This window comes from Pandoraea vervacti (assembly GCF_000934605.2).
Classification (GTDB): domain Bacteria; phylum Pseudomonadota; class Gammaproteobacteria; order Burkholderiales; family Burkholderiaceae; genus Pandoraea; species Pandoraea vervacti.
This window is the reverse complement of the sequence record NZ_CP010897.2, coordinates 1,481,810-1,505,904: the sequence shown is the minus strand read 5'-3', so window position 1 is coordinate 1,505,904 and position 24,095 is coordinate 1,481,810. Positions and strand designations below refer to the sequence as shown.

Here is a 24,095-nt window from a genome sequence, read left to right as displayed (position 1 = left end):
GCGAATCAGGCTGCACGAGCCAATGTGCCCTCTCGGCAGAGCAACGTGGCGGCTACGATGTCGTCTCCGAGATCCACGTTGACACCCTCGCCGGTGACGATCAGCTTCAGGAATTCCAAGACGTTGCGCGCGTAAAGCGCCGACGCGTCGTGACTTGCCATTGCTGCCAGATTCGTATGTCCGACGATGACCACGCCGTGACGTGTCACGACGGCGTCAGGCTCGGTCAGCGGACAGTTGCCGCCGCGACGGCCCGTCGCCTTGTCGGCCACGTCTCCTCTGCCTGCGGCCATGTCGACAATGACCGAGCCGGGGCGCATCGCCAGGACCATCGCTTCGGGGACCAGTGTGGGTGCCGCTCGCCCGGGAATCAATGCGGTCGACACGATAATGTCCGCCGTGCGTGCGCGCTCATGCACCAGCGCGCTCTGGCGAGCCAGCCACGTCTGAGGCATCGGCCGGGCATAGCCGCCTACGCCTTTGGCAGCCTCGCGCTCCTCATCGCTCTCATACGCGACGTCAAGGAACTTCGCCCCCAGCGACTCCACTTGCTCCTTGACCGCGGGGCGCACGTCGGAGGCTTCGATCACTGCGCCGAGCCGCTTGGCGGTCGCGATCGCCTGCAGGCCGGCCACGCCCGCGCCGAGAATGAGCACGCGGGCCGCTTTGACGGTGCCTGCCGCCGTCATCAGCATCGGCATAAAGCGCTGATAGTGGTTCGCCGCAACCATGACAGCCTTATAACCGGCGACGTTTGCCTGGGAGCTGAGCACATCGAGACTTTGCGCGCGCGTCGTGCGCGGGGCCAGCTCCAACGCAAAAGCAGTAATTCCGGCGCGCGCCAAAAGGCTGACGCTCTTGTCGTCAAAGGGATTGAGCATGCCGACGAGGACGGCGCCCCGCCGCATGGCGCACACTTCTTCCGCCGTCGGGCTTGCGACTTTGAGCACCACATCGGCTTTGAGCGCTTCGTCCGCCACCCCGAGCACGGCGCCCGCCTCCCCATACGCGGCGTCCGGATAACATGCACGCGCGCCAGCGCCCACCTCGACAACGACCTGGTGGCCCTGTGCAATGAGTTTTTTGACAGTCTCCGGCGTCGCCGCTACGCGCGACTCACATGCCCCGGACTCCATCGGCACTCCAATAATCACCGTTACCTCCCATGAGCCCTGGCAACAGGATCGGCGGGTGCCATCGCACGCACGTTACCGAGGCTGCTGCCTATTCTTCGTGTTTCGAATGTAGCGATAAGGAGGGACTGGCTCATCGTCCAGACAGACTACGCATCCGAAGTCTTTGCGGGCCGCCCCGTGAAAACAAAAAAGCCCCCTCTCGAAAGAGGAGGCGCAAGGGACGACATCGTATGGCGTTTGACTACTGTCCTTTTCGACGCAACGCGTCGGGCGTGAAGTCGGACGGCGACATATCGCCCTGATCGACGACCGGCGCCTTTCGCTGTTGAGCATAGATGGCGTCGACGAGATAGGCGCCCGATTGCAGATCGTGATAGAGCTGCGCGGCCGGCATGATCTTCCCGTTCTTGAACGTGTTGATCCACGGCACCATCGCCACACGCCACAATTGATGATGGTTATCGTATTCGTCAGCCATCAACGGCGCCCAGGTGTCCTCGTCGAGATAGATCACTCGCCGCGCGTATTGATGGCGGTAGCCCTTCTTGAGGGTCACGTCGAGCACCCAGACGCGGTGCAGTTCGTAACGCATGTAGTCCGGGTTCGGCACGCCTTTGGTCTTCAGGAGATCGTCGTACTTGGTCGAAGGCGAGTTGATGATGTAGTTGTTGTACGGAACGTACATCTCCTTCTTGCCGACGATTTTCCAGTCGTATCGCTCGGGCGACCCGTTGAAAAGCTGGTCGTCATCCACCGTACGGAAACCGCCAGGCCCTTGCGGCATATCGAAACCGAACGAGGGGAGCTGACGCACACGTCGCGTTCCCGGGCTGTATTGATAGGCGTCGCGCGGTTGCGTTTCGTAGTTGAAGTAATCGGTCGAGATAATCGCCGTGCCGTTGTCGCGTTCCGGCAACTGCGTTTCGACATAACAATACGAGTTCACGCCGCCGACGGTACTCGCCCGATTTTTCGGATCCGTTCGCGGAGAGAGACACATCATCTTCGTGCGTCCCCAGACGACATTGCCGTTCGGGTAGACCACGGCCTGATCGACCGTCTTGTTCATGGTCCAGGGTCCCCACGGGTTGTTCATATTCCAATAGGCTTCGAGGCCGGACTTCGGAATCGGGAACGGCACGGTGCCCGTCGTCGCATTGATACCTTCGCCGTTATTCACCAGTTCCGAGTTCAGCGCGTTCTTTTTGGCGTTCTCGCAGAACCAGTCGGGATATCCGAAATCCCGGTGCGACGTATAGACAGGCACCTTCATCGTATCCGGATACTTCTTGAGCAGACTCTTCATGCCTTCTGAAAGACGATCCGCATACTGATCCATGTTCTGTGCCGTAATCACGACAATCGGCTTCTCGTGTGCGTACGGATTGGGAAACGGAGAACCGGCCCCCTTGTAGTCGACGCCCGGCGGCACGCCGTTCCACTGACCGCCGAAGGCCGGAATCTGACCGTCCTTGCTGGCCGCCTTTTCTGCGCCGAGACACGTCAGCGAGGTGCCGAGCTTCGCCGCCTCGTCCGCCGAGACCTTGGCCAGCACCGGCTGCGTCACGAGCGCACTACTGAGCGCCAGGGCAGCGCCCGACAATGTCAATCCGAATACTGAGAGTTTCATTCGCTCCTCCTGAAAAACTGTGGGGATTTACTTAGAACGTGTATTTGGCGTGCATCGTGACGTAGCTGCGATCAGCCAGCGGATGGGTACGCGCGTTGACCGAACCCAGGTAAAGATTGACCGCCATACCCAGTTCAAGATTGTTCAGACGCGTGAAGTTGGTCCCGATGCTGAAGATCATGTCGCCCACGCCGTTCAGGCTGCCGAATGCACCGCCAAGCGATGCATTGCCAGCGACGGCGTGCGCAAACGAGATCGGCACGGCCAGATCCCATTGGTCCACCACATTGGGGTACTTCAGCGTCACCAGAAATTCGTAGGCAACGGAGTTCCGGCTGTTGTAGAGGTCCGAGTAACCGGCGCCGCCCATTTGATAGGGATCGACGCTGGTCACGTGCAAATAACCCACTTCAGCCGCCAAATCGACTTCGTTGGCGAGCCAGCTATGCCCGAAGGTTCGGACCATCGAGGCCAGCGCCTGAACCGAGTCGGCGCGTGTCGCCGTTGCGCCGGCAGGCGTGTTGACAAGCACCGGTGCGCCTTGTCGGTACACGACTTCGCCCGAGACCTGCGAATCGCCGACGCGCGTGGAAACGCTCACGCCGGTCAGCTTGATATTGTCGAAATACTTGATCCGATAGCTTGGCGAGGGCGTGTTCTGGAAAACCACGCTCGGGTTCTTGTCGTGATAGTTCAGCCAATAGAACCCGAGGTCGGTGTTCGCCGTGACGAGGTAGTGCATGCCCACGCCACCCTGCCCTGCGTTGCGCGGGCGGATGTCGCTCCCGTTGGGAATCGTCACCCCAGGAGCCGCATAGAGGAATTCCGCGCCGGGCCCGACGATGTCGGACGTCGAAAAATAATCGCCGACCGGAAAGATCTCGTTTTCCTTGTACTTGAACTGGTAGTAGCCCTGAACACTCAGCGCATCGGTCAGTTGAAGCTGCGCGGAAATCTGTGGCACCGGGAGCAGAATGTCTTTCACCTCGGCGCCGGGGACATTGCCCTTGGTGGCATCGGCAGGCCCTTGCGCGGCCGCGACGCCCGAGAAGAACAGGCTTTCCCCCCACGCCACCACCTGATTCCCGAGACGCACGTCCAGCCGTCGGGTATCGCCAAGACTCCAGCCACCGTAAGCGTACGCGTTGAGCAGTCTCACCCGGCGCCCGTCGAAAAAGCTCGCGGCGTCGGTGAAGGAGTCGTGCGGACCGGTCTTGTTGACGGTGCCGGGAGAGTTGTTGCTGTTGCTGCTCCGGTACACCTGATCGTAAAACGCGTCCGCGCTGAAGTTGAAGCCGAAGTCCCGGTGCTTCAGGTTCGACTCGAAGAGCGCCGACAGCCGGTTGTTGACGAGCCCCCACTTCCTGAAGTTTCTGTTGCCGTCGTCGGCATTGATCTGCGCGGGAAGACCGTTGACGCCGATAGGGCCGTTGATGAGCGCGTCGGACTGCCCTGCGATACGCATGCCGAGACCATACGTCGCCGTCACGCGATAGTCGATCGTCGTGTCGTCGGTAATGAAGTACTGTCCTGCATTTGCGATGCCGCTTGCGCCCAGCAGAACACCAACAGCGATGGGCGCCAGACATTTGCGTTTTCCGACGAACGCTTTTCTCTTGCCTGCCTTCATTGCTCCTCCATTCATTGTTCTAAGTTTTTTTCCGCGCCAGCCGTCGACCGCATTGCAAAGCGCGTGCGCAGAATGCGCTACGCACCCCGCTACTCCGTACTTTGGTTGCGTCATTAATTGGGCTCATCGTCCATTGCGACTACGCACAAACCCGCCCGCATTTATTCGTGAACCGATTCGGCTTGCGAATGCCGGGATTTGGGTTGAGCGACGCTTTCATCGTCGGCCGTAAAGCGCATCGGCGCTCTCGACGCAGCGGACGATCGAACCGTTTTCGCGTGGGTGAAACAGGCGCCGAGCGCGGGGAGCAGAAAGACAGCGCCGAGCAAATTGACAAGGAACATGAATGCCAGAAGCACCCCCATATCCGCCTGAAACTTCAGCGACGAGAATGCCCAGGTACCCACACCGCAAGCCATCGTGATGGCGGTAAAGACCGCGGCAGTGCCCCGCTGGCGCATCGCTTCATAGAAGGCATGCTGGAAGTCTTTTCGACCGTGTTCCATTTCATGCTGAACACGTTCGTAGAGATAAATGCCGTAATCGACCCCGACGCCGACACCCAGCGCAATGACCGGCAACGTTGCGACCTTCAGGCCAATGCCGAGCATCGCCATCAACGCATTGCAAAGGATGGAGACGATGGCCAACGGAACGATGATGCAAAGCACCGCTTTCCATGAGCGGAACGTCAGCACGCAAAGCAGGCTGATCGCACCAAAAATCGAGAGCAGCATCGTAACTTCGGCTTCGGTCACCGCTTCATTGGTCGCGGCGATCACCCCCACGTTGCCTGCCGCGAGCTTGAAGGACAGTTGGGGTGTCTGGATGCCCGCCGAGATCCGTTTGATTTCCGAGACGATGTGTTTGAGCGTGGCGCCCTGATGATCCTCGGTGTAGATGAGGATCTGTATCGCCTTGCAGCCGTCGGTGTTCAATCCGCCATCGGGATTCCATCCGTCGGCTCCCTGACTGAGACCGCGACTCGATTTCGGCAATGCCTGCCAGCGCGGATTTCCCTCGTTGTTTGCCGCGATTGCCACCTTCGCCACGTCGGGCACACTGACCACCGATCGCACGCCGTACACGCCGCGCATCTGCATCTCGAACCGGTCGATGGCATGCATGACGGGATAGTGAAGGCAAGCGTCATCCGTATATCCGGAAGTCTCGGCAATCACACTGAGCACATCGACGCCGGTGTAGTAGCTCTTGATGATCCCGGCGTTGTCGAGGTTGTAGCGCGACTGATCTCGCAGCTCGGGCGCACCGCTGCCGATATCGCCAACGGTCAGGTTTCTCGATTCGTAAACACCGACGGCGAGCAACGCCAGGCTAATGACGAAAACCACCATCGCCGCCGGCTGCGATGCCGCCTTCGACATTGCCCACCAAAGGGGGTGCTTCCCGTCCTCGTCAAACGCGCGCGCTTTCCTGGCAGACGCCTCAAGCTTCATATGCGAGAGCACGATCGGCAACAGCATCTTGTTCGTCACAATCATGAGCAACACGCCCAGGCACGCCGTTACGCCAAGCTCACGAACGCTGGGAATATCGATGCGCATGATGACGAGAAAGCCCAGCGCGTTGGTGAGCAACGCAACACTTCCCGGGATGAACAGCGAGGAAAATGCGCCATGTGCCGCGTCAATGGAATTTCGACCGGCCAGAATCTGTTGCTTCCACGCGTTGGTCATTTGCACCGCGTGCGAAACGCCGATAGAAAAGATCAGGAAGGGCACAAGAATGGAGAGCGGATCGATGCCGTATCCGATCAATGGCAGTATGCCCAGCAGCCACACCACGGGTAGCAGCGCGACGAGCAGCGCAAGCAGCGTCATCTTCACCGACCGGCAATACGCGAAAAGCAAGGCGCCCGTGATCAGAAATGCCGCGGCGAAGAACGTCACCACGCCGGCAAGTCCGCTGACGATATCGCCGATCAATGTCGGAAACCCAATGATCTCGACCGAGATGTCCGGCGAACTGAAATGTTGCCGAACCATTTCGAGGCGTTTTGCCACCTCGACATAATCGACCTTCTTGCCGGTCTGCGGATCCGTCTCCTGCAGGTCCGAGCGAATCATCGCGCCTTTCAGGTCGCTTTGTACCAACTGACCGATCTGGCCGGATTTCGCCACATTTCGTCTGACCGTTGCCAACTCGTCCGGCGTGCCACTGAACTTCGACGGTACGACGACGTCGCCATAAAAGCCCTGCTCCGTGACCTCGACGAAACGAACGTTCGGGGTGAAGATCGACGCCACACGCGGACGGTCGACTCCCGGGATGAAGAACACATCGTCGGTGGCGCCACGTAACGCATTCAGGAACTTCGCGTTATAGATGTCGCCTTCACCGTTCCAGCGCAGGTTGACGAGAATTCGGTTCCCCCCCGGAAAGACGTTGGCGTACTTCATGAAGGTCTTCATGTACGGATGATCCAGGGGGATCATCTTGTAGAAGCCCGGATCCAGACTGAGCCTCGATGCGCTGGCGGCCAGAAGCATGGTGACGATGACGAAGATCGTCAGCAGAAGCCGGCGACTGGCGAACAGGCGATCGGCACAGCGCCCGACGAATTTGTAGGATGATGACTGCATCGCTTTTTCCTCAGGGCTGCTTTGCATTCAGGATTGCCTTGTCCACCGCAATCCCTGTCTCGCCGGCCAGCAACAGGCTGCCGTCGTGCATTTCACGAACGTCGGAATAACTTCCTCTTGCGCCGGCGTGAAGCGTCGCGAACGACTGCACGCCCGGATCGGAGAGTGCGATCGCACCTCCCTGTCCGACAAGGACGACGCGGCCGTCGCGCAGTTGCGTGCCGCCGTACAGCGCCGCGTTCAAATGGGTGGGAATTTCCTGCCAGGACAGCATGTCGGCGTCACTGATGTACACGCGCCCGCGCATGCCATAGACCAGCCACTTCCCTTGCGACAGGGCCAGTGCACCGAAGAACGATCCTCCATAGAACTTCGGCACGGTCGTCCAGTGCCGTCCGCCATCGACAGATCGGGCCACCAACCCTTGCTCTCCGGCGATCAGCAGCTTGTCCCCGCGTCCGGCGATCCCATAAAGATGCGCATCTTCCACACCGATCTCGCGTGCGTTCCACGTGCGCCCTGCGTCGCCGGATTCGAGGAATGCGCCAAACGCGCCGACCGCAAACAGCTGGCCGCCCGCCGACGCATAGAGATCGAACAGCGGTTCCGCGCGATCAGACGCCACGTGCACGCGCGTCCAGCTTTTTCCACCGTCCTCCGTCTTCAGAATCGATTGATCCTGCCCCACGGAGAAACCATGGCTTGCGTCGACGAAATGAAGTCGGGTCAATGCCGATTCGACCGATTCGACCGATTCGCCCCCCGGCGAGGTCTTCGCCGGATGCCATGTCCTGCCCTGGTCGGTGCTGACGAGCACCGTCCCGATGTCCCCGGCCGCAGCGGCGCCCGACGCATTGACGTCAATGCCGCTGACCAACAACTTGTCGGACTTGATCTGAGTTGGAGGGAATGCGGGTTCGGGACGCGCCGAAAACGCAACGACAGATGCGACGGCGACAATCGCCGACATCGCGATACCGACAAGCTTGTGCACAGCTCCTCCTTAGGCAACGACGCTGACTGCGAGGCCGCCTCGTGTCTCCGGATGCGCATGTATTGCGCTAATTGTGATGAGGTAACGAATCGCCGGACTCCGGCGATTCCGGAGCGGTGCATTCGATGAGATGGATTGTTGGCGCGATTGAACGGGCAGGCATCGTCCGATGGGACTAGCTGCGATAGATCGGTGCACGGCGAGCGAGAAATGCGTTCACGCCCTCAGCGAAATCAGGCGCTTCGACGCCTCGGACAAACATGTCTTGTTCGGCCGACAATTGTTGCGCAAGCGTGTTGACGGCGCCTTGATGGACGAGCGCCTTTGTCTTTGCCATCGCGCCGGTCGAGCCCCGTGCCAGGCGTTCGACCAACGCGTTCAGTTCGTCGTCCAGTTTGTCCGCGGGCACGACCCAGTTGGCCAGGCCCAAGCGCATTGCAGTGTGCGCATCGACGCGATCGGAGAGCAACGTCAACTCCATCGCGCGTTTGTGTCCCATCGCGCGCGGAAGTGCGTAGGTCGCCCCGCCGTCAGGGCTGGCCCCGATGAGACTGTAGGCGAGCTTGAGGAAGGTGTCGTCCGCGCAAATCGCCAGATCGCACGCGGCCATCAGCCCGACGCCGAATCCGGCGACAGCGCCATGCACACACGCGACAACGGGCTTGCCGGTTTGTTGCAACAGCAAGATGGCGTGATGCGCGTCGTCGATAAGATCGCTGAAGGCCGCTTTGCCATCTTCCGTGGCCAGTTGCAGCAACGCCTGAAACTCGCGCAGATCCCCCCCGGCCATGAAATTCGCACCTGCCCCGCGAATCACGATGACGCGCGCATCGGACGCAGACACAGCACGCTCGACACACTCGCGCAGTCGACGTGCCAACGAACGACTGAGAGCGTTCATCTGTTGCGGGCGATTGAGGGTCAGTGTGACCACGCCGCCGTGTTGCGAGTACAAGACGGGATCCGGCGCAACGGCTGACATGTCACGAGTTTCACGCATCATGGCTGCGCTCAAACCGTACGGCCCCACGCACGTGGGTTCCTCTCGCACTGCGTCCGACCACCGTTATCGATTTTTCCGCACCGGCTTCCGTGTCCTCGCCTTCCCCTGTCAACACGAGTTCATCGCCCGGGAAAATCGGCAGCGCGAGCTTGACGTCGATTGCCGCAATGGTCGACATCGGCGGGCATACGAGAAGGCCAAACCGTTCGACGTAGGCGGTGACGGAGAGAATGTTCAGGAAGATGTCGGGCGACCCTGAGGCACGAGCGTATGCCTGGTCGTGATGAATGGGATGAAAGTCGCGGGTGGCGATCGCCGACGCGACGATGCTGGTCGTCGACACAGGAAGATGCAGCGTGGGGTAGTCCTTCGACACGTTGTCGTCTGACGCACCACCGCGAATATCCGGCATATTCGTCGCTGAAGCCATGGCGTCGGAATGACCGTTGGATGCCCGGGGACAAGCAACGAGCATCGTGAATTCCATTGTGCCGGCGGGCCTCGCGCGCTGATCCGTGAACTGGTAATGCACGGTCACAAAGTGTCCGTCTCCCAGCGCAGTTCGCTTGAGCGCGCTGATCGTGCCGACATGCGAGGAGTATCTGAGTCGGTCGCCTATGCACGGTCGCCGGTAGAAGCGCTGTTGCGAGCGGATCCCCACGGCTTTCGTGAAGCCGTGATTCGCGAGGATGTTCAGCACATCCCAGGCGTCCGTGTCCGATGAACCCGGTGCGTGAACACCGCCATACCCCGGCATCGTCCAGACCTGAAGCATGGCGAGCGGAACGTCTTCGTCGCGTGATGCCGGGTAACCGAACACCTCGCGCCACTGTCGCACCATCGCCGTATTGACCTCGTCCCAAGCGACGATCGGGCCAAACGTCCGGCCGATTCGTTCGGCGCCTGGCACCGGTCTTTCCCCCACGTCATGCATGGTTTCGCCTCAGTCGATTTCGAACAATGCCGCAGCGCCCATGCCACCGCCGATGCACATCGAAACGACCACGTACCGGACACCACGGCGCTTTCCCTCAAGCAGTGCATGGCCGGTCAGTCGGCTCCCCGTCATGCCAAAGGGATGGCCGATGGCGATCGCGCCGCCGTTGACGTTAAGCCGCTCCGAAGGAATTCCCAGTTGGTCGCGGCAATAGATCACCTGGCATGCGAAAGCCTCGTTGAGCTCCCAGAGCCCAATGTCTGCAACGCTCAGACCATGACGTTTCAGAAGCTTCGGGATGGCAAAGACGGGGCCAATGCCCATCTCGTCGGCCCGGCATCCCGCGACCGCAAATCCGCGGTAGGCGCCGAGCGGCTTGAGCCCGCGGCGATTCGCTTCGTCGCGGCTCATCAGCAGGCATGCCGACGCGCCGTCGGAGAGCTGACTTGAATTGCCCGCCGTAATGAATTCGCCTTTGCTGACCCACTCGCCGTCCTTCCACACCGGCTTGAGCAGTGAAAGGGACGCCATCGACGTGTCTGCACGATTACCTTCATCCGCGCCGAGAACCACTCTCGACTTTCCGCTCGGATTGCCTTCCTTGTCGAACAATTGCTTCTCGACGTCGGCAGGGATGATCTCCGGTTCGAACAAACCGTCTCGCTGCGCCGATGCGACGCGCTGCTGACTCGATAGTGCGTATTCGTCCTGCGCCTGACGGGAAATCCCGTAGCGGCTCGCGACGAGTTCAGCCGTTTCGATCATCGGGATATAGGCGGTGGGATCCATCGCCAGCACGGCGGCCGATCGTGCGCGGTAGGCGTTCTTATGCTTGTTCTGCGTGAGCGAAATCGATTCCACGCCACCGGCCACCGCAATATCGAGCTCGCCGCACATGATGCTCTTGGCAACCATCGAGACGGCCATCAGTCCCGAAGAACACATACGATCCACCGACGCTCCCGGAACCGTCTCGGGCAGGCCGGCGGCTCGCGCGACCAGACGACCGAGGTTGTATCCCTGTGTGCCCTGCTGTGCTGCGACCCCAAGGACAACGTCGTCGATAAGTTCGGGCTCCACGCCACTGCGCTCAACGACGGCGCGCGTCACGTGAGCGCCCAGCCATGGGGACTCCGTGTCGTTAAATGCCCCACGGAAGGCCTTTCCGATGGCGGTGCGTGCAGTGGCGACAACGACAGCTTCTCTCATAGCGTTCCTTGCATTCGGCGCTGCAACGACGCAGCAGTTGCCCGAATACTGGAACTGGACGATCCATGCGTCATCGTCCATTGAGACTATCCCCGCGAATGTGTCAAAGATGCCTGCTCCGCCTTAGTCCACAAGGACGATGCTGCACCGCAATGCCCGCCCTAAAGTTCGCTCACCGGGTCTAAGGAGCCCGTTCGTGAACTGGGAGTCGTGGGATGAAAATTTTGGTGCCCGTCAAACGGGTAATTGACCCGAACGTCAAAGCACGCGTCAAACCGGACGGTTCGGGCGTGGACCTCGCCAACGTCAAGATGGCGGTAAACCCTTTCGACGAAATCGCCGTTGAAGCGGCCGTCAGAGCCAAGGAAGCCGGCGTCGCTTCCGAAGTCATCGTGGTGTCGTGCGGTCCGGATCAGGCGCAGGAGACGTTGCGCACCGCCTTGGCCCTGGGGGCCGACCGCGCCATTCTGGTCAGAACCGACGCGGATCTTCAGCCGCTTGCCGTCGCAAAACTACTCAAGCAATTGGTGGACCGGGAAGCGCCGTCCCTTGTCATTTGCGGCAAGCAGGCCATCGACGACGACTCGAATCAAACCGGTCAAATGCTCGCCGCTTTGGCCGACATGCCTCAGGCCACATTCGCATCGGAGATCCGCTTCAGCGACGGCGCGGCGATCGTCAGCCGCGAGGTCGACGGCGGCACCGAAACACTTTGCGTTGAACTGCCCGCTGTTGTGACGACAGACCTTCGTCTGAACGAGCCGCGTTATGTCACCCTGCCGAACATCATGAAGGCGAAGAAGAAGCCGCTGGCGTCGATTACGCCCGACGAGCTTGGCGTGGACGTCACGCCTCGACTCACCATCGTCAGTGTTTCCGAGCCGGCGGCGCGTAGCGCCGGCATCAAGGTCCCTGACGTCGCCGCGTTGCTTCAGAAATTGAAATCGGAAGCCAAAGTCATCCAGGAAATCGGAAAATGACAACACTCGTCATCGCAGAGCATGATCACCAATCGGTAAAGCCCGCAACGCTCAGCGCAATCTCGGCAGCCCAGGCCATCGGCGCGGAAATTCATGTCCTGATCGCGGGCCACGAGACCGCCGCCGTTGCCGAACAGGCCCGTCGCATCGTCGGCGTCAGCAAGGTTCTGGTCGCGGACGCTCAACATCTCTCCGACGGGCTCGCAGAGAATCTGCAGAGCACCGTTCTCGAGATCGCGCATGAGTACACCCACGTGCTGGCTGCGGCAAGCGCGCACGGCAAGAACCTGATGCCGCGTATCGCTGCGCGTCTCGACGTCGCACAGATCAGCGACGTCACCGCAGTGGTGGCGCCCGATACGTTCAAGCGTCCTATCTACGCGGGCAACGCCATCGCTACCGTGAAATCCGCTGACCCGATCAAGGTTCTCACCATTCGCGCGACAGCGTTCGACGTTGCGCACACGGGTGAGAGCGTCGCGGAACTTTCGACGATTTCCGCCGGGACGGCGTGCGCCAAAGTCAAGCTGGTGGGACGCGAAATCGCGCAGCTCACGCGTCCGGAGTTGGCGTCTGCCTCCATCGTGGTTTCGGGCGGACGGGGACTTAACAGCAAGGAAAATTACGAGAACGTCCTCGCGCCGCTGGCCGACAAGCTCAATGCAGCGCTGGGTGCATCTCGCGCCGCAGTGGATTCCGGCTTCGCACCGAACGATTACCAGGTGGGCCAAACCGGCAAGGTGGTCGCGCCGGACCTTTACATCGCGGTCGGTATCTCCGGCGCCATCCAGCATCTGGCCGGCATGAAAGAATCGAAAGTCATCGTCGCCATCAATCAGGACCCCGAAGCACCGATCTTTGGCGTGGCTGACTATGGGCTGGTCGGCGATCTTTTCTCGGCGGTTCCCGAAATGGTGCAAGGACTGGGTGGCTGACCGGGATCGAAATGGATATGTTTGCTGATGAGACAGTGCGCTCGGCACGACGAAAAAGACAACCGTCGATGACTCGCGAAGCGATACTTGACAGCGCGGAATCGCTCTTTGCACTGGAAGGGCGAGCCAAGACGACGCTCGATGACATTGCGAGGAACGCCAACTTGACGCGTGGCGCAATTTACGTGCACTTCCGCAGCAAGGACGACGTTTTCGACGCCATGTTTCGACGCGCATGGGATCCGATTCACGACGCCCTGGACACTTGTGTCGACCGTCGGGATGACACCGTCCTTCGGTCTTTGCGCGACGTTTTGGTGTCTGCATTGCAATCGCTGAGTACCGATGCTCGTCGGCGTCGGATGGCCGAAATCCTGCTCAACAAGAGCGAGTTCATTGGCGACGAAGTCGAAACGGTTGAGCTGGTGCGTGCCAATGCAGAGAAGGCGATTGTGCATATCACGCGCGCCCTGGAGCGCGCCGTGGTTCTGAAGCAACTGGTGGAAACGTTCGACGCGCGGGCGTTTGCACGGCTCATTCACTCCCAGTTCTCCGGCATCGTTTATGACACGCTGCGCCTGCCGAACGTGGCGACGCCTGGTGACGGCATTCATAGCCTGAACACGATATTCACGTTGATCGAGCGCCTTTACTCGAGAGATCCCGTCACTCGAGAGGGCGATCTCACCTCGCCCGCCCCGATCCGGGACAAGCCAGCATTTGGAATCAGGAATATGGACCAACGCGCTACCTCATCCGCAACCGCACCCGCCTACGAAGCGCAACCGACGGCTCCGTCGACTCACGACGCGTCGGCGACGGTACGCCCCCGGCCCTCTCCGGGACGCTCGCCGGTGACGAACTGTTGGGCATGGTCGAACGAGTCCTACGACTGGATGGATTTCCACACGCCATACATGTCGGTGGAGTAAACCCCTTTACAGCCATCTTGCTCATCCGCCGGCGCAGAAAACAAAAAAGCCCTTGAATGATCAAGGGCTTCATTGTGTGCTTGGCGGAGAGGGTGGGATTCGAACCCACGATACGGTATAACCGTATACCGGATTTCGAGTCCGGCGCATTCGACCACTCTGCCACCTCTCCAAGCGTTCTTTCTGCTTTGGTTCGCTGCCTGAGTGGCCTCAAGCAGCGAGAAAGAGATTATAGCCGAATTTCTTTTTTCAGCAACCCCTTTTTCGAAGTTTTTTACTTCGACGTTTGCGCTGCCGGTTCGAGTCGCTCGATGCCGCCCATATACGGGCGCAGCACCTCAGGCACCGTCACCGAACCATCGGCGTTCTGGTAGTTCTCCAGCACCGCGACCAACGCGCGTCCCACCGCCAGCCCCGAGCCATTGAGCGTGTGCACCAGCTCCGGCTTGCCCTGCGCATTGCGATAACGTGCCTGCATCCGACGTGCCTGGAAGCTCTCCATGTTCGAGCACGACGAAATCTCGCGATACGTGTTCTGTGCCGGAATCCAGACTTCCATGTCGTACGTCTTCGCACTGCCGAAACCCATGTCGCCCGTGCAAAGCACCAGCGTGCGGAACGGCAAGCCCAGCTTCTTCAGAATCGTCTCGGCGTGACCGACGAGCGTCTCAAGCGCATCGTAAGACTCCTCCGGACGCACCACGTGCACCAACTCGACCTTGTCGAACTGATGCTGACGAATCATGCCGCGCGTGTCCTTGCCATAGCTGCCCGCCTCCGAGCGGAAGCACGGCGTGTGCGCGACCATCTTCAACGGCAAGGCATCGCCCGGCAGCAACTCGTCACGCACCAGATTCGTCAACGACACTTCCGCCGTCGGAATCAGATAGAAGTTCTCGATGCGCTCACCCTCATCGCCGCCGCCGACCTTGCGCGGCACCTTGAACAGATCGTCCTCGAACTTCGGCAACTGGCCCGTGCCGCGCATCGACGCCGCGTTCACGATGTACGGCACGTACGTCTCCGTGTAGCCGTGCTCGCTCGTGTGCGTGTCGAGCATGAATTGCGCCAGCGCCCGATGCAACCGTGCAATGCCGCCCTTCATTACCGAAAAACGTGCTCCCGCGAGCTTCGCGGCAGCATCGAAATCCAGACCGAGCGCCGCGCCCAGATCGACGTGATCGCGGGGCGTAAAGTCGAATTCACGGGGGGTGCCCCAGCGGCGCACTTCGACGTTCTGCGTCTCGTCCGAGCCGACCGGCACGCTTTCATGCGGAAGATTCGGTACACCCAGCAACAAATCCGACAGCCGTGTCTGAATCTCTTCCAGACGCACCGACGACGCCTTGAGCGTGTCCGCAATACCGCCGACTTCGGCGATCTCGGCAGAGGCGTCCTCGCCCTTGCCCTTCTTCATGCCGACCTGCTTCGACAGCGCATTGCGACGCGCCTGAAGCTCCTCGGTTTGCGTCTGGATCTGCTTGCGCTCCGCTTCGAGCGCGGCAAACGCCGCCACGTCCAGCGAAAAGCCACGCGTCTTGAGTCGCGCGGCAACGCCGTCGAGATCCTTGCGAAGAAGTTGAATGTCGAGCATGGTGGGAAATCTTTGGTGAACGGCCCACGTCAGTGAGCCATGAATTGTGTGTTGGCCGCCGCCGACGCAGTTTCTCGTCGCGCAAAACGGCAATGGCGCGATTTTACCAAACGCGCAGCCCCGTGACGTGATTTGACGCTTATCGAGACTTCGAAGGGGCTTTCGATCGGGCTTTTGAACGGGCTTTCGAACGGGACTCGCCAAGCCGACTGACCGGCGTCTCGCTCAGTACCGTTCAGCACCTTTCAGCCTCTGAGCCAGTCCCCGGGTCAGCACCTGAGTCAGTGTCTCAGGCGGACTCGTCTTCCCCTGTGTCCGCTGGCGGCGTCTTCGTGGCAGCGGATGACGACGACTTGCTCTCGGCGCCCGGCGTCCTGCCCGGCGCATCGCCCGTCTTTCGTCCCTTGGCATCCTTGACGTTCGCCCGACGCCATTCGGCATCGAGCGACTTCAGCCAGTTGAGCTTCTCGCCGATCTTGCCCTCCAGCCCGCGCGGCACCGGACGGTACCAGTTCTGCGCCCGCAGGTCGTCCGGGAAATACGTCTCGCCGGCGGCGTAGGCATCGGGCTCATCGTGCGCATACCGATACTCATGCCCGTAACCGAGTTCTTTCATGAGCTTCGTCGGGGCATTGCGCAGATGAATCGGCACCGCTCGCGTCTTGTCCTTGCCGACGAACGCGCGCGCCTGGTTATACGCGTTGTAGCCCGCATTCGACTTCGGCGCCGACGCGAGATAAAGAATCGCCTGCGCCAGCGCCAGTTCCCCCTCGGGCGTGCCAAGGCGCTCATACGTCTCGGCCGCATCCAGTGCGATACGCGCCGCGCGCGGGTCGGCCAGACCGATGTCCTCCCACGCCATGCGCACGATGCGGCGCGACAGGTAACGCGGGTCGGCGCCGCCGTCGAGCATGCGGCACAACCAGTACAGTGCGCCGTCCGGCGAACTGCCGCGCACCGACTTGTGCAACGCGCTGATCTGGTCGTAAAACGCGTCGCCGCCCTTGTCGAAGCGCCGCAGATTTTCGGCCAGCACGCTGGCGAGCAGCGCCTCGTCGATGATCTCCAGATCCTGCGACATCGCCGCTTGCGCCACGATCTCGACGTTGTTCAACAGCTTGCGGCCATCGCCGTCGGCCGAGTCGATCAGCCCCTGGCGCGCTTCGTCCGTGAAACCGATATCGCCCAACGCGAGCGACGCGCGCGTGACCATCTCGCCGAGTTCTTCGTCATTCAGACTCTTGAGCACGTAGACAGCCGCGCGCGAGAGCAATGCGCCATTGACTTCGAACGACGGGTTCTCCGTCGTCGCGCCAACGAAGATGAAGAGACCGGATTCGACGTGCGGCAGGAAGGCATCCTGCTGGGCCTTGTTGAAGCGATGCACCTCGTCGACGAACACGACCGTCTGCTTGCCCTGCGCGCGCTGGATCTGCGCGGCCTCGACGGCGTCGCGAATGTCCTTGACCCCGGAGAGCACCGCCGATAACGCAATGAAGTACGCCTTGAAGGCGTCCGCCATCAGACGGGCAAGCGTCGTCTTGCCGACGCCCGGCGGCCCCCACAAGATCATCGAATGCGGACGACCGGCCTCGAATGCGACGCGCAAAGGCTTCCCCTTGCCCAGCAAATGACGCTGACCAATCACGTCATCGATGGTATGGGGGCGAAGGCGCTCGGCCAAAGGCACCGAAGCCGACAGTGGGGCGTCGTTTGGCATGTTCTCAAGCAGCGCGGCCGGGGAATCCCCGGCCGCAGTCAGATAATCAGATGTCCCCATTATGCCAGCCCGTCGGCCAACCCGTCGGGGATGCCGGGAATGCCGCCATCACCGCCATCACCGCTATCGCTGGTACCGCCGGTATTGCGCTTCCCGGTAACAACGGGGAATCCGGGGGATCGGGGTGGCGCCAGCTTATCCCTTGATCACGTCGGCGCCCTTAGGCACTGTGAACTTGAAATTGCCCGCCGGCAGCGACGGATTCTTCTGCATATTGCTGAACGTGAGCAAGGTCACGTTGCCGAACGCATCGTAAAGCTCCATCGCAGCCAGATTGCCATCGCGAAAACCGATGCCCACGCGCTGGAACTGCGTGTCCTGCGACTTGGGCTTGAGCTCCACCCAGTCGATGCCGTTCTTCACGCCGGCATCCTTGAGCGAAAAGCTTTTCTCGATGTCGTTGCTGCCGAACAGAATGGCCGCCGGGCTCGCGCCGAGCGAGTCGCCCAGCTTGCGCTCCGTGACCTGGTTCAGATCCTTGTCGTAGACGTAAAGCGTCGTGCCGTCCGCCTGCAACAACTGGTCGTAAGGCTTGGTGTAATGCCAGACGAACTGACCGGGACGCGAGAACTCGAACGTGCCCGAGGCATTGTTCGTCACCTTCATCGCACCGTCCTGCCCCTGTTGCGGCTTCACCTGCTTCTGCTCGAACTCGCCGCGTGCCGACTTCACCTGCGCCGCGAACGCCTTGAGCTGTGCCGTGCCGCTGGCATACACCGGTGCAACCATCGCTGCCAGTGTGACACCCACCGCGCCCACCATGAGCGGCAAACTGCGCTTGAATCCCAGCATGTTCCTTATTCTCCCTCGCGATTCGGCACCAGAATTTCCCGATTGCCGTTGCTCGCCATCGCCGACACGACGCCGGACTGTTCCATCTGTTCGAGCAGACGCGCCGCCCGGTTGTAACCGATGCGCAAATGACGCTGCACCAGCGAGATCGACGCACGCCGCTGCTTGAGCACCACGGCCACCGCCTGATCGTACAGGGGATCGGACTCGCCGCCCCCCTCGCCAGTTCCTGCGCCCGCGCCGTCGATACCGCCGTCTTCGCCGTCGGTCGCGCCGTCCAGGATCCCCTCGACGTAGTTCGCTTCGCCCTGCTCCTTGAGCCGTTCGACCACGCGATGCACTTCGTCATCGGACACGAACGCCCCATGCACACGCAATGGCAGCCCGGTGCCCGGCGGCATGTAAAGCATGTCGCCCATGCCGAGCAACGTCTCGGCGCCCTGCTGGTCCAGAATCGTGCGCGAGTCGATCTTCGACGACACCTGGAACGCCACCCGCGTCGGCACGTTTGCTTTGATGAGGCCCGTAATCACGTCCACCGACGGACGCTGCGTCGCCAGAATCAGGTGAATGCCAGCCGCGCGTGCCTTCTGGGCAATCCGGGCGATCAGCTCTTCGACCTTCTTGCCGACGACCATCATCAGGTCGGCCAGTTCGTCGATCACAACCACGATGTACGGCAACCGCTGCAACGGTTCCGGCTCGTCCGGGGTCAGCGAGAACGGATTCGGAATATGCTCTTCGCGCTTGGCCGCGTCGTCGATCTTGTTGTTGTACCCGGCCAGATTGCGCACGCCGAGTTTGCTCATCAGCTTGTAGCGGCGCTCCATCTCCGCGACCACCCAGTTCAGCGCATGCCCCGCCTGGCGCATATCCGTCACCACCGGACACAACAGATGCTGGATGCCTTCGTACATGCTCATTTCGAGCATCTTCGGATCGATCAGGATCAGGCGCACCTGCTCGGCCGTCGCCTTGTATAGCAGCGACAGGATCATCGCGTTGATCCCCACCGACTTGCCCGAACCGGTGGTACCGGCGACCAGCAAGTGGGGCATCTTGGCCAGATCGGCCACGACCGGCTTGCCGCCGATGTCCTTGCCGAGCGCCAGCGTCAGAAGCGACGACGAACTGTTGTAGACCTCCGAGCCGAGAATCTCCGTCATGCGCACCGTTTGACGACGCGGATTCGGCAACTCCAGCCCCATGTAGTTCTTGCCGGGGATCGTCTCCACCACGCGAATCGACACCAGCGACAGCGAGCGCGCCAGATCCTTCGCCAGATTCACGATCTGGCTGCCCTTCACGCCGGTGGCGGGTTCGATCTCGTAACGTGTGATGACGGGGCCGGGATAGGCGGCCACCACACTCACTTCGACGCCGAAATCCTTGAGCTTCTTCTCGATCAGGCGCGACGTGAATTCCAGCGTCTCCGCCGAGACAGTCTCCTGCGCCACCGGGGCGGCATCGAGCAACGCCAGCGGCGGGAGGATGGAATCGGGCAGATCGGCGAACAGCGGCGCCTGCTTTTCCTTCTCGACCCGTTCGCTCTTGGGGACCACCTTGACCGGCGGCACGATCTGCACCGGTTCATGCACTTCCGCACGCACACGGTTCTGCACGACGGCGCCTTCGCGTGCGATAGCTGCCTCTTCGCCCAGACGACGGTCCTGGCGCGCCTCGCGGCGGCGACGGATCACGGTGCCGGTGTCGAGGATCAGCGCGCCGATCTTCTCAGCGGCCGACAACCAGGAAAAATGGAAAAGGAGCGACAGTCCAAAGGCGAAGATCAGCAACAGCGCCAGCGTGCCGCCGGTAAAGCCGAGCGCGTGCTGGAAGAAGCCGCCGACCGTCTCGCCGATGACACCGCCCGAGCCGCGCGGCAATTGGGCCTTGAGGCGGTAAAGGCGCAGGGATTCGATGCCTGCGCTGGAGAGCAGCACCATCAGGGAGGAGACGATCTCCACCCATCCGCCGCTGGCCAGCCGCTCGCGCAGCGGCGGGGCCTCGCGTCTGGCCGAAATCCGGCGATAGCCCGAGACTACCCGCCGGGCGATAAAGACCACCAGCCAGTAAGCGGACAGGCCGAGCATGAGCAGCAGCATGTCGGCGACCCACGCGCCGACACGCCCTGCCCAGTTGGAGATACGCTCCACGTGCGCCGCATGCGTCCAGCTGGGGTCCAGACGGCTGTAGGAGAACAACGCCATCAACAGGAACACCATCAGCGCAACTTGCGCCATCCAGCGGATTTCATGGAAAAGGTGCGTCACCCGGTTGGGCAACGACGATCCGGCACCAGCAGAGTAGGAAGATTTCGTCGTCATCAAGCCATGCGGTTGGGCGGGCAGACGGGCGGCCTGCCGCGCGGCAAGGCTCCATTGTAAACAACTATTACATTCGTATTTGCACGAAAAGGTGACAAGCAGTAACGCCGCGGCTTTCCGGGCGATGCGCCCCCTCCTGACCTCCACCCGCCACCACCTGTCGCGACCTGATTCCCCCTGGCGCCCCCTGCTGCCCGCTGACGCCCCCTGCCGCCCTGCGTCGCGCAGCTCCCCGGAACGGAAACATCCCAGGGGCTATCGGGGCGATTGCCAAGCTCCATCAACGAAACGACGGCGCCCCCTTATAATGGCGGTTTGCGTCATCTCCCCCCTCGACAGCCCCTTTACGGGCCAACGCAGTGGGCGAGCCGACGCCAGCGCCCATCCCCTTTCCGGTGAGTTCCATGTCTGCTGCCAAGCACGCCAAAGTCCTGATTCTCGGTTCCGGCCCCGCCGGCTATAGCGCCGCCGTGTACGCCGCGCGCGCCAACCTCAACCCCGTGCTGATCACGGGGATCGCCCAGGGCGGTCAGCTGATGACCACCACGGACGTCGAGAACTGGCCCGGCGACCCGACCGGCGTGCAAGGCCCCGAATTGATGGCCCGTATGCAGGCCCACGCCGAGCACTTCAACACCGAGATCATTTTCGATCACATTCATACGGTGCATCTGAACGAGCGTCCGCTGCGTCTGGTCGGCGACTCCGGCGAGTACACGGCCGACGCCCTGATCATCGCCACCGGCGCTTCGGCCCAGTACCTCGGCCTGCCGTCCGAAGAAGCATTCTCCGGCCGTGGCGTGTCGGCCTGCGCCACCTGCGACGGCTTCTTCTATCGCGGCAAGGAAGTGTGCGTGGTCGGCGGCGGCAACACGGCCGTGGAAGAAGCGCTCTATCTCTCGAACATCGCGAGCAAGGTCACCGTGATCCACCGTCGCGACAAGTTCCGCGCCGAGCCGATTCTGATCGACCGTCTGCTGGAAAAAGCCAAGCAAGGCGTGGTCGAGCTGAAGTACGACAGCGTGCTCGACGAAGTGACGGGCGACGACAGCGGCGTGACCGGCGTTCGCATCAAGAACACGAAGACCGGCGCGCACGAAGACATCTCGCTGCACGGCGTGTTCATCGCCATCGGCCACAAGCCGAATACCGACATCTTCGACGGCCAGCTGGAAATGAAGAACGGCTACATCGTCACGCACAGCGGCCTGAACGGTAACGCCACGGCCACCAGCGTGCCGGGCGTGTTCGCCGCCGGCGACGTGCAGGACCATGTCTACCGTCAGGCGATTACCAGCGCCGGCACGGGCTGCATGGCCGCGCTCGACGCCCAGCGTTACCTCGAAAATCTCGACCAGTAAGCGCGCTCGCGTCCTGCGGCGGCGCCCCGGCGGTGTGATCGTCACACGGCCTGGGCGCCGCAGTCATTTGGAACGGGACAGGCTTCGGCATCGCCTGACCCCGCCTGACAGCGCCCGCCGTGCGCGATGATCGGCCATAGGCGTCCATAGGCGTCCATGGGCATCGATAGTCGTCGATGGGCGGCAATATCCCGCTATCATCTGCACTGCCCCTCCACCTTGTTCGCACGACCATGAGCAAGAAGCCACCGAAACTCAGCCTCAGCGATCTGAACGGCTTGCGCGACGCGCTTGCCAGTCAGAGCGCAGCCCGCGAAGCCGAGCGCATTGCCGCCGCGAAGCGCGCCGCCCAGGCCAAGCGCGACGCCAACGTGTTCCGCGACAGCATTGGCGACATTGCGCCGCTCACCCGCAAAGGCTCGGCCAATCGCGTCGAGCATCCGCGCTTCCCGCCGGACCCTGTCGCCCGCCAGACCCAGGAAGACGAAGCGGCCGTGCTGCATGAGTCCCTGTCCGACGAATTCGACCCCGAGGCGCTGCTCGATACGGACGACCGCCTCTCGTACCGTCGGCCCGGCATCAGCCACGATGCCGTGCTCAAGCTGCAACGCGGCGACTGGGTGGTGCAGGCGCAGATCGACCTGCACGGCATGCGTCGCGACGAAGCCCGCGAAGCGCTTTCCGCCTTCCTGCATGACGCGGTCAAGCGCGGCCTGCGCTGCGTTCGCGTCATCCACGGCAAGGGTCTGGGGTCGGTGAACCGCGAGCCGGTGCTCAAGGACAAGGTGCGCGGCTGGCTCGCCCAGAAGAATGAAGTGCTGGCGTGGGCGCAGGCGCAAGGACGCGACGGCGGCGGCGGTGCGCTGGTAGTATTGCTGCAGGCTTCGCAGTCCAGAGCGTCTCGCCCGGGCGACTGACCCCTGCGCCCCGGATGCCGCTACGGGGCGCGCATGGGAGCGATGCCCCACGCCACACCGGAATTTCCGCCACAGATCACGACGTTTTACGAGGGGCCGCGTGACCGTATTCATGCGTAGACGCATGCGTTGGCGCGTGCGGCCCCCTGACAGGATTCGCCGATGATTCACGAGATGAGCGCCCAGCTGCATACGATCCTGGCCATCATGGAGGCCATCGCCGTATTGTCATGCGCCATCTCCGGCTTCGCTGAAGCCCGCAAACAACACCTCGATCCGGTCGGCGCCTTCGTGCTGGCCTTCGCCACCGCCTTTGGCGGCGGCACGTTGCGCGACGTGCTGCTCGACCATCGCCCCTTTTACTGGGTTCAGCATCAGTGGTACTCGGTCATCATCCTGGTGCTGTCGCTGTCCACGTCCGCCGTGCTCAAGCTTGTCTCGCGCGTGGCCACCGAACGCGTGCTGCTCATTACCGACGCCATCGGGCTGGGATTCTTCAGTGCGTCCGGCACGTCGCTGGCGCTACAAACCGACATGTCCGCGTTCATGTCCGTGATGATGGGCGTCATTACCGGCGTGGGCGGCGGCGTGATTCGCGACATTCTCTGCAACGAGGTGCCGCTCGTGTTGCGCGACACGCGCCCCTATGCGGTGTGTGCGTTCATCGGAGGATGGATCTACATTGCACTCACCTACGCCGATCTCGACCCCGTCTACACGCTGTCGATCAGCGCGTTTTCCGTGATCTTCGTACGCCTGATCACCGTGGCGTTCGACGTGCGGCTCAAGTCCTGATTCGGGGCGTCTGCATCCCTCGCCGACAAAACGCCGACAAAACGCCGACAAAACGCCGACAAAACGCCGACAAAACGCCGAAGGGCGACGCCGCTCACGCGGCCGTCGCCCTTCGTTGTTCCAAGGGGGTCCCGGAGCGCCCTTGCAGGCTGCCTCACGGGCCGCCATCACACCGCCTGTTCGCCCTCTTCGCCCGTGCGGATGCGGATCACGCGCTCGACGTCGGTCACGAAGATCTTCCCGTCGCCGATCTTGCCGGTGCGGGCAGCCCCGAGCACCGCGTCGATGACCTGCTCGGCCTGCGCTGCGCTCACCACGACCTCGATCTTGATTTTCGGCAGAAAGTCGACCACGTACTCAGCGCCGCGATACAACTCGGTATGGCCCTTCTGACGGCCGAATCCCTTCACTTCCGTGACGGTCAGGCCGGTCACGCCGACTTCGGCCAGCGCCTCACGAACTTCGTCGAGCTTGAAGGGTTTGATGATGGCAGTTACGCGTTTCATTGTCGCCTCGATATCCTGGTTGGAGTGTTCTGCA

Annotated in this window: 18 protein-coding genes, 1 tRNA gene and 2 pseudogenes; 7 read left to right on the top strand and 14 right to left on the bottom strand. The window is 61.8% G+C overall.

Annotated elements, in window-relative coordinates:
• Window positions 1-5 precede the first annotated feature (5 nt).
• The 8 genes from UC34_RS06765 to UC34_RS06730 form a co-directional block, all read right to left on the bottom strand.
• Entirely contained in the window at window positions 6-1,154 is a 1,149-nt protein-coding gene (locus UC34_RS06765; protein WP_044454843.1) for an NAD(P) transhydrogenase subunit alpha, read from the bottom strand.
• 223 nt (window positions 1,155-1,377) lie between these two features.
• Complete coding sequence (locus tag UC34_RS06760; RefSeq protein WP_044454842.1) at window positions 1,378-2,766, bottom strand: DUF1329 domain-containing protein; 1,389 nt, start codon at window positions 2,764-2,766, stop codon at window positions 1,378-1,380.
• Window positions 2,767-2,797: 31 nt separating this feature from the next.
• Entirely contained in the window at window positions 2,798-4,396 is a 1,599-nt protein-coding gene (locus UC34_RS06755; RefSeq protein ID WP_044454841.1) for a DUF1302 domain-containing protein, read from the bottom strand.
• Between the two features lie 161 nt (window positions 4,397-4,557).
• Entirely contained in the window at window positions 4,558-6,999 is a 2,442-nt protein-coding gene (locus tag UC34_RS06750; RefSeq protein ID WP_052810928.1) for an efflux RND transporter permease subunit, read from the bottom strand.
• A 10-nt stretch (window positions 7,000-7,009) separates the two neighbouring features.
• On the bottom strand, window positions 7,010-7,993 hold the full coding sequence (locus UC34_RS06745; protein WP_044454840.1) for a WD40/YVTN/BNR-like repeat-containing protein: 984 nt from the start codon (window positions 7,991-7,993) through the stop codon (window positions 7,010-7,012).
• A 175-nt stretch (window positions 7,994-8,168) separates the two neighbouring features.
• Window positions 8,169-8,948: an enoyl-CoA hydratase/isomerase family protein gene (locus tag UC34_RS06740; RefSeq protein WP_167370642.1), complete on the bottom strand. Its 780-nt coding sequence runs from the start codon at window positions 8,946-8,948 to the stop codon at window positions 8,169-8,171.
• 37 nt (window positions 8,949-8,985) lie between these two features.
• Window positions 8,986-9,906, bottom strand: a complete 921-nt coding sequence (locus tag UC34_RS25145) for a hotdog family protein (protein WP_167370641.1) — start codon at window positions 9,904-9,906, stop codon at window positions 8,986-8,988.
• Window positions 9,907-9,939: 33 nt separating this feature from the next.
• On the bottom strand, window positions 9,940-11,142 hold the full coding sequence (locus tag UC34_RS06730; RefSeq protein ID WP_044454838.1) for an acetyl-CoA C-acyltransferase: 1,203 nt from the start codon (window positions 11,140-11,142) through the stop codon (window positions 9,940-9,942).
• A gap of 215 nt (window positions 11,143-11,357) precedes the next feature.
• On the opposite strand from UC34_RS06730, the gene UC34_RS06725 reads away from it, so the two are divergent.
• The 4 genes and pseudogenes from UC34_RS06725 (at window position 11,358) to UC34_RS06715 (ending at window position 13,989) form a co-directional block, all read left to right on the top strand.
• Entirely contained in the window at window positions 11,358-12,122 is a 765-nt protein-coding gene (locus tag UC34_RS06725; RefSeq protein WP_044454837.1) for an electron transfer flavoprotein subunit beta/FixA family protein, read from the top strand.
• Window positions 12,119-12,578, top strand: a pseudogene (locus UC34_RS26160) (electron transfer flavoprotein subunit alpha/FixB family protein); the annotation flags it as partial. The gene UC34_RS06725 and the pseudogene UC34_RS26160, both read left to right, overlap by 4 nt.
• A 74-nt stretch (window positions 12,579-12,652) precedes the next feature.
• Window positions 12,653-13,057 (top strand): annotated as a pseudogene (locus UC34_RS26155) (electron transfer flavoprotein subunit alpha/FixB family protein); the annotation flags it as partial.
• An 11-nt stretch (window positions 13,058-13,068) separates the two neighbouring features.
• On the top strand, window positions 13,069-13,989 hold the full coding sequence (locus UC34_RS06715; protein WP_084070406.1) for a TetR family transcriptional regulator: 921 nt from the start codon (window positions 13,069-13,071) through the stop codon (window positions 13,987-13,989).
• Window positions 13,990-14,070: 81 nt separating this feature from the next.
• On the opposite strand, the gene UC34_RS06710 is transcribed toward UC34_RS06715, so the two are convergent.
• The 5 genes from UC34_RS06710 to UC34_RS06690 form a co-directional block, all read right to left on the bottom strand.
• Window positions 14,071-14,161 (bottom strand) — tRNA-Ser (locus tag UC34_RS06710).
• A gap of 102 nt (window positions 14,162-14,263) precedes the next feature.
• Complete coding sequence (gene serS / locus UC34_RS06705) at window positions 14,264-15,583, bottom strand: serine--tRNA ligase (protein ID WP_044454835.1); 1,320 nt, start codon at window positions 15,581-15,583, stop codon at window positions 14,264-14,266.
• Between the two features lie 289 nt (window positions 15,584-15,872).
• A complete protein-coding gene (locus tag UC34_RS06700) occupies window positions 15,873-17,303 on the bottom strand; it encodes a replication-associated recombination protein A (RefSeq protein ID WP_052810925.1) in 1,431 nt (476 codons plus the stop codon).
• A 195-nt stretch (window positions 17,304-17,498) separates the two neighbouring features.
• Window positions 17,499-18,155: an outer membrane lipoprotein chaperone LolA gene (gene lolA, locus UC34_RS06695; RefSeq protein WP_044454834.1), complete on the bottom strand. Its 657-nt coding sequence runs from the start codon at window positions 18,153-18,155 to the stop codon at window positions 17,499-17,501.
• Window positions 18,156-18,160: 5 nt separating this feature from the next.
• Window positions 18,161-20,482, bottom strand: a complete 2,322-nt coding sequence (locus UC34_RS06690) for a DNA translocase FtsK (protein WP_044454833.1) — start codon at window positions 20,480-20,482, stop codon at window positions 18,161-18,163.
• Between the two features lie 404 nt (window positions 20,483-20,886).
• Here UC34_RS06690 and trxB point away from each other — a divergent pair, with 404 nt between their 5' ends.
• The 3 genes from trxB (at window position 20,887) to UC34_RS06675 (ending at window position 23,555) form a co-directional block, all read left to right on the top strand.
• Window positions 20,887-21,843, top strand: a complete 957-nt coding sequence (gene trxB, locus UC34_RS06685; protein ID WP_044454832.1) for a thioredoxin-disulfide reductase — start codon at window positions 20,887-20,889, stop codon at window positions 21,841-21,843.
• Between the two features lie 233 nt (window positions 21,844-22,076).
• Window positions 22,077-22,760, top strand: coding sequence for a Smr/MutS family protein (locus UC34_RS06680; RefSeq protein WP_052810924.1), 684 nt, complete (start codon window positions 22,077-22,079; stop codon window positions 22,758-22,760).
• 174 nt (window positions 22,761-22,934) lie between these two features.
• Window positions 22,935-23,555, top strand: coding sequence for a trimeric intracellular cation channel family protein (locus UC34_RS06675; RefSeq protein WP_044457846.1), 621 nt, complete (start codon window positions 22,935-22,937; stop codon window positions 23,553-23,555).
• A gap of 167 nt (window positions 23,556-23,722) precedes the next feature.
• On the opposite strand, the gene UC34_RS06670 is transcribed toward UC34_RS06675, so the two are convergent.
• Window positions 23,723-24,061, bottom strand: coding sequence for a P-II family nitrogen regulator (locus UC34_RS06670; RefSeq protein WP_010805431.1), 339 nt, complete (start codon window positions 24,059-24,061; stop codon window positions 23,723-23,725).
• Between the last annotated feature and the right edge of the window lie 34 nt (window positions 24,062-24,095).

Coding starts and splice junctions, on each gene's coding strand:
- UC34_RS06760 (WP_044454842.1), bottom strand. CDS start 2,766: ATGAAACTCTCAGTATTCGGATTGACATTGTCGGGCGCTGCCCTGGCG.
- UC34_RS06755 (WP_044454841.1), bottom strand. CDS start 4,396: ATGAAGGCAGGCAAGAGAAAAGCGTTCGTCGGAAAACGCAAATGTCTG.
- UC34_RS06750 (WP_052810928.1), bottom strand. CDS start 6,999: ATGCAGTCATCATCCTACAAATTCGTCGGGCGCTGTGCCGATCGCCTG.
- UC34_RS06730 (WP_044454838.1), bottom strand. CDS start 11,142: ATGAGAGAAGCTGTCGTTGTCGCCACTGCACGCACCGCCATCGGAAAG.
- UC34_RS06725 (WP_044454837.1), top strand. CDS start 11,358: ATGAAAATTTTGGTGCCCGTCAAACGGGTAATTGACCCGAACGTCAAA.
- UC34_RS06715 (WP_084070406.1), top strand. CDS start 13,069: ATGGATATGTTTGCTGATGAGACAGTGCGCTCGGCACGACGAAAAAGA.
- serS (WP_044454835.1), bottom strand. CDS start 15,583: ATGCTCGACATTCAACTTCTTCGCAAGGATCTCGACGGCGTTGCCGCG.
- UC34_RS06700 (WP_052810925.1), bottom strand. CDS start 17,303: ATGCCAAACGACGCCCCACTGTCGGCTTCGGTGCCTTTGGCCGAGCGC.
- lolA (WP_044454834.1), bottom strand. CDS start 18,155: ATGCTGGGATTCAAGCGCAGTTTGCCGCTCATGGTGGGCGCGGTGGGT.
- UC34_RS06690 (WP_044454833.1), bottom strand. CDS start 20,482: ATGACGACGAAATCTTCCTACTCTGCTGGTGCCGGATCGTCGTTGCCC.
- trxB (WP_044454832.1), top strand. CDS start 20,887: ATGTCTGCTGCCAAGCACGCCAAAGTCCTGATTCTCGGTTCCGGCCCC.
- UC34_RS06680 (WP_052810924.1), top strand. CDS start 22,077: ATGAGCAAGAAGCCACCGAAACTCAGCCTCAGCGATCTGAACGGCTTG.
- UC34_RS06675 (WP_044457846.1), top strand. CDS start 22,935: ATGAGCGCCCAGCTGCATACGATCCTGGCCATCATGGAGGCCATCGCC.
- UC34_RS06670 (WP_010805431.1), bottom strand. CDS start 24,061: ATGAAACGCGTAACTGCCATCATCAAACCCTTCAAGCTCGACGAAGTT.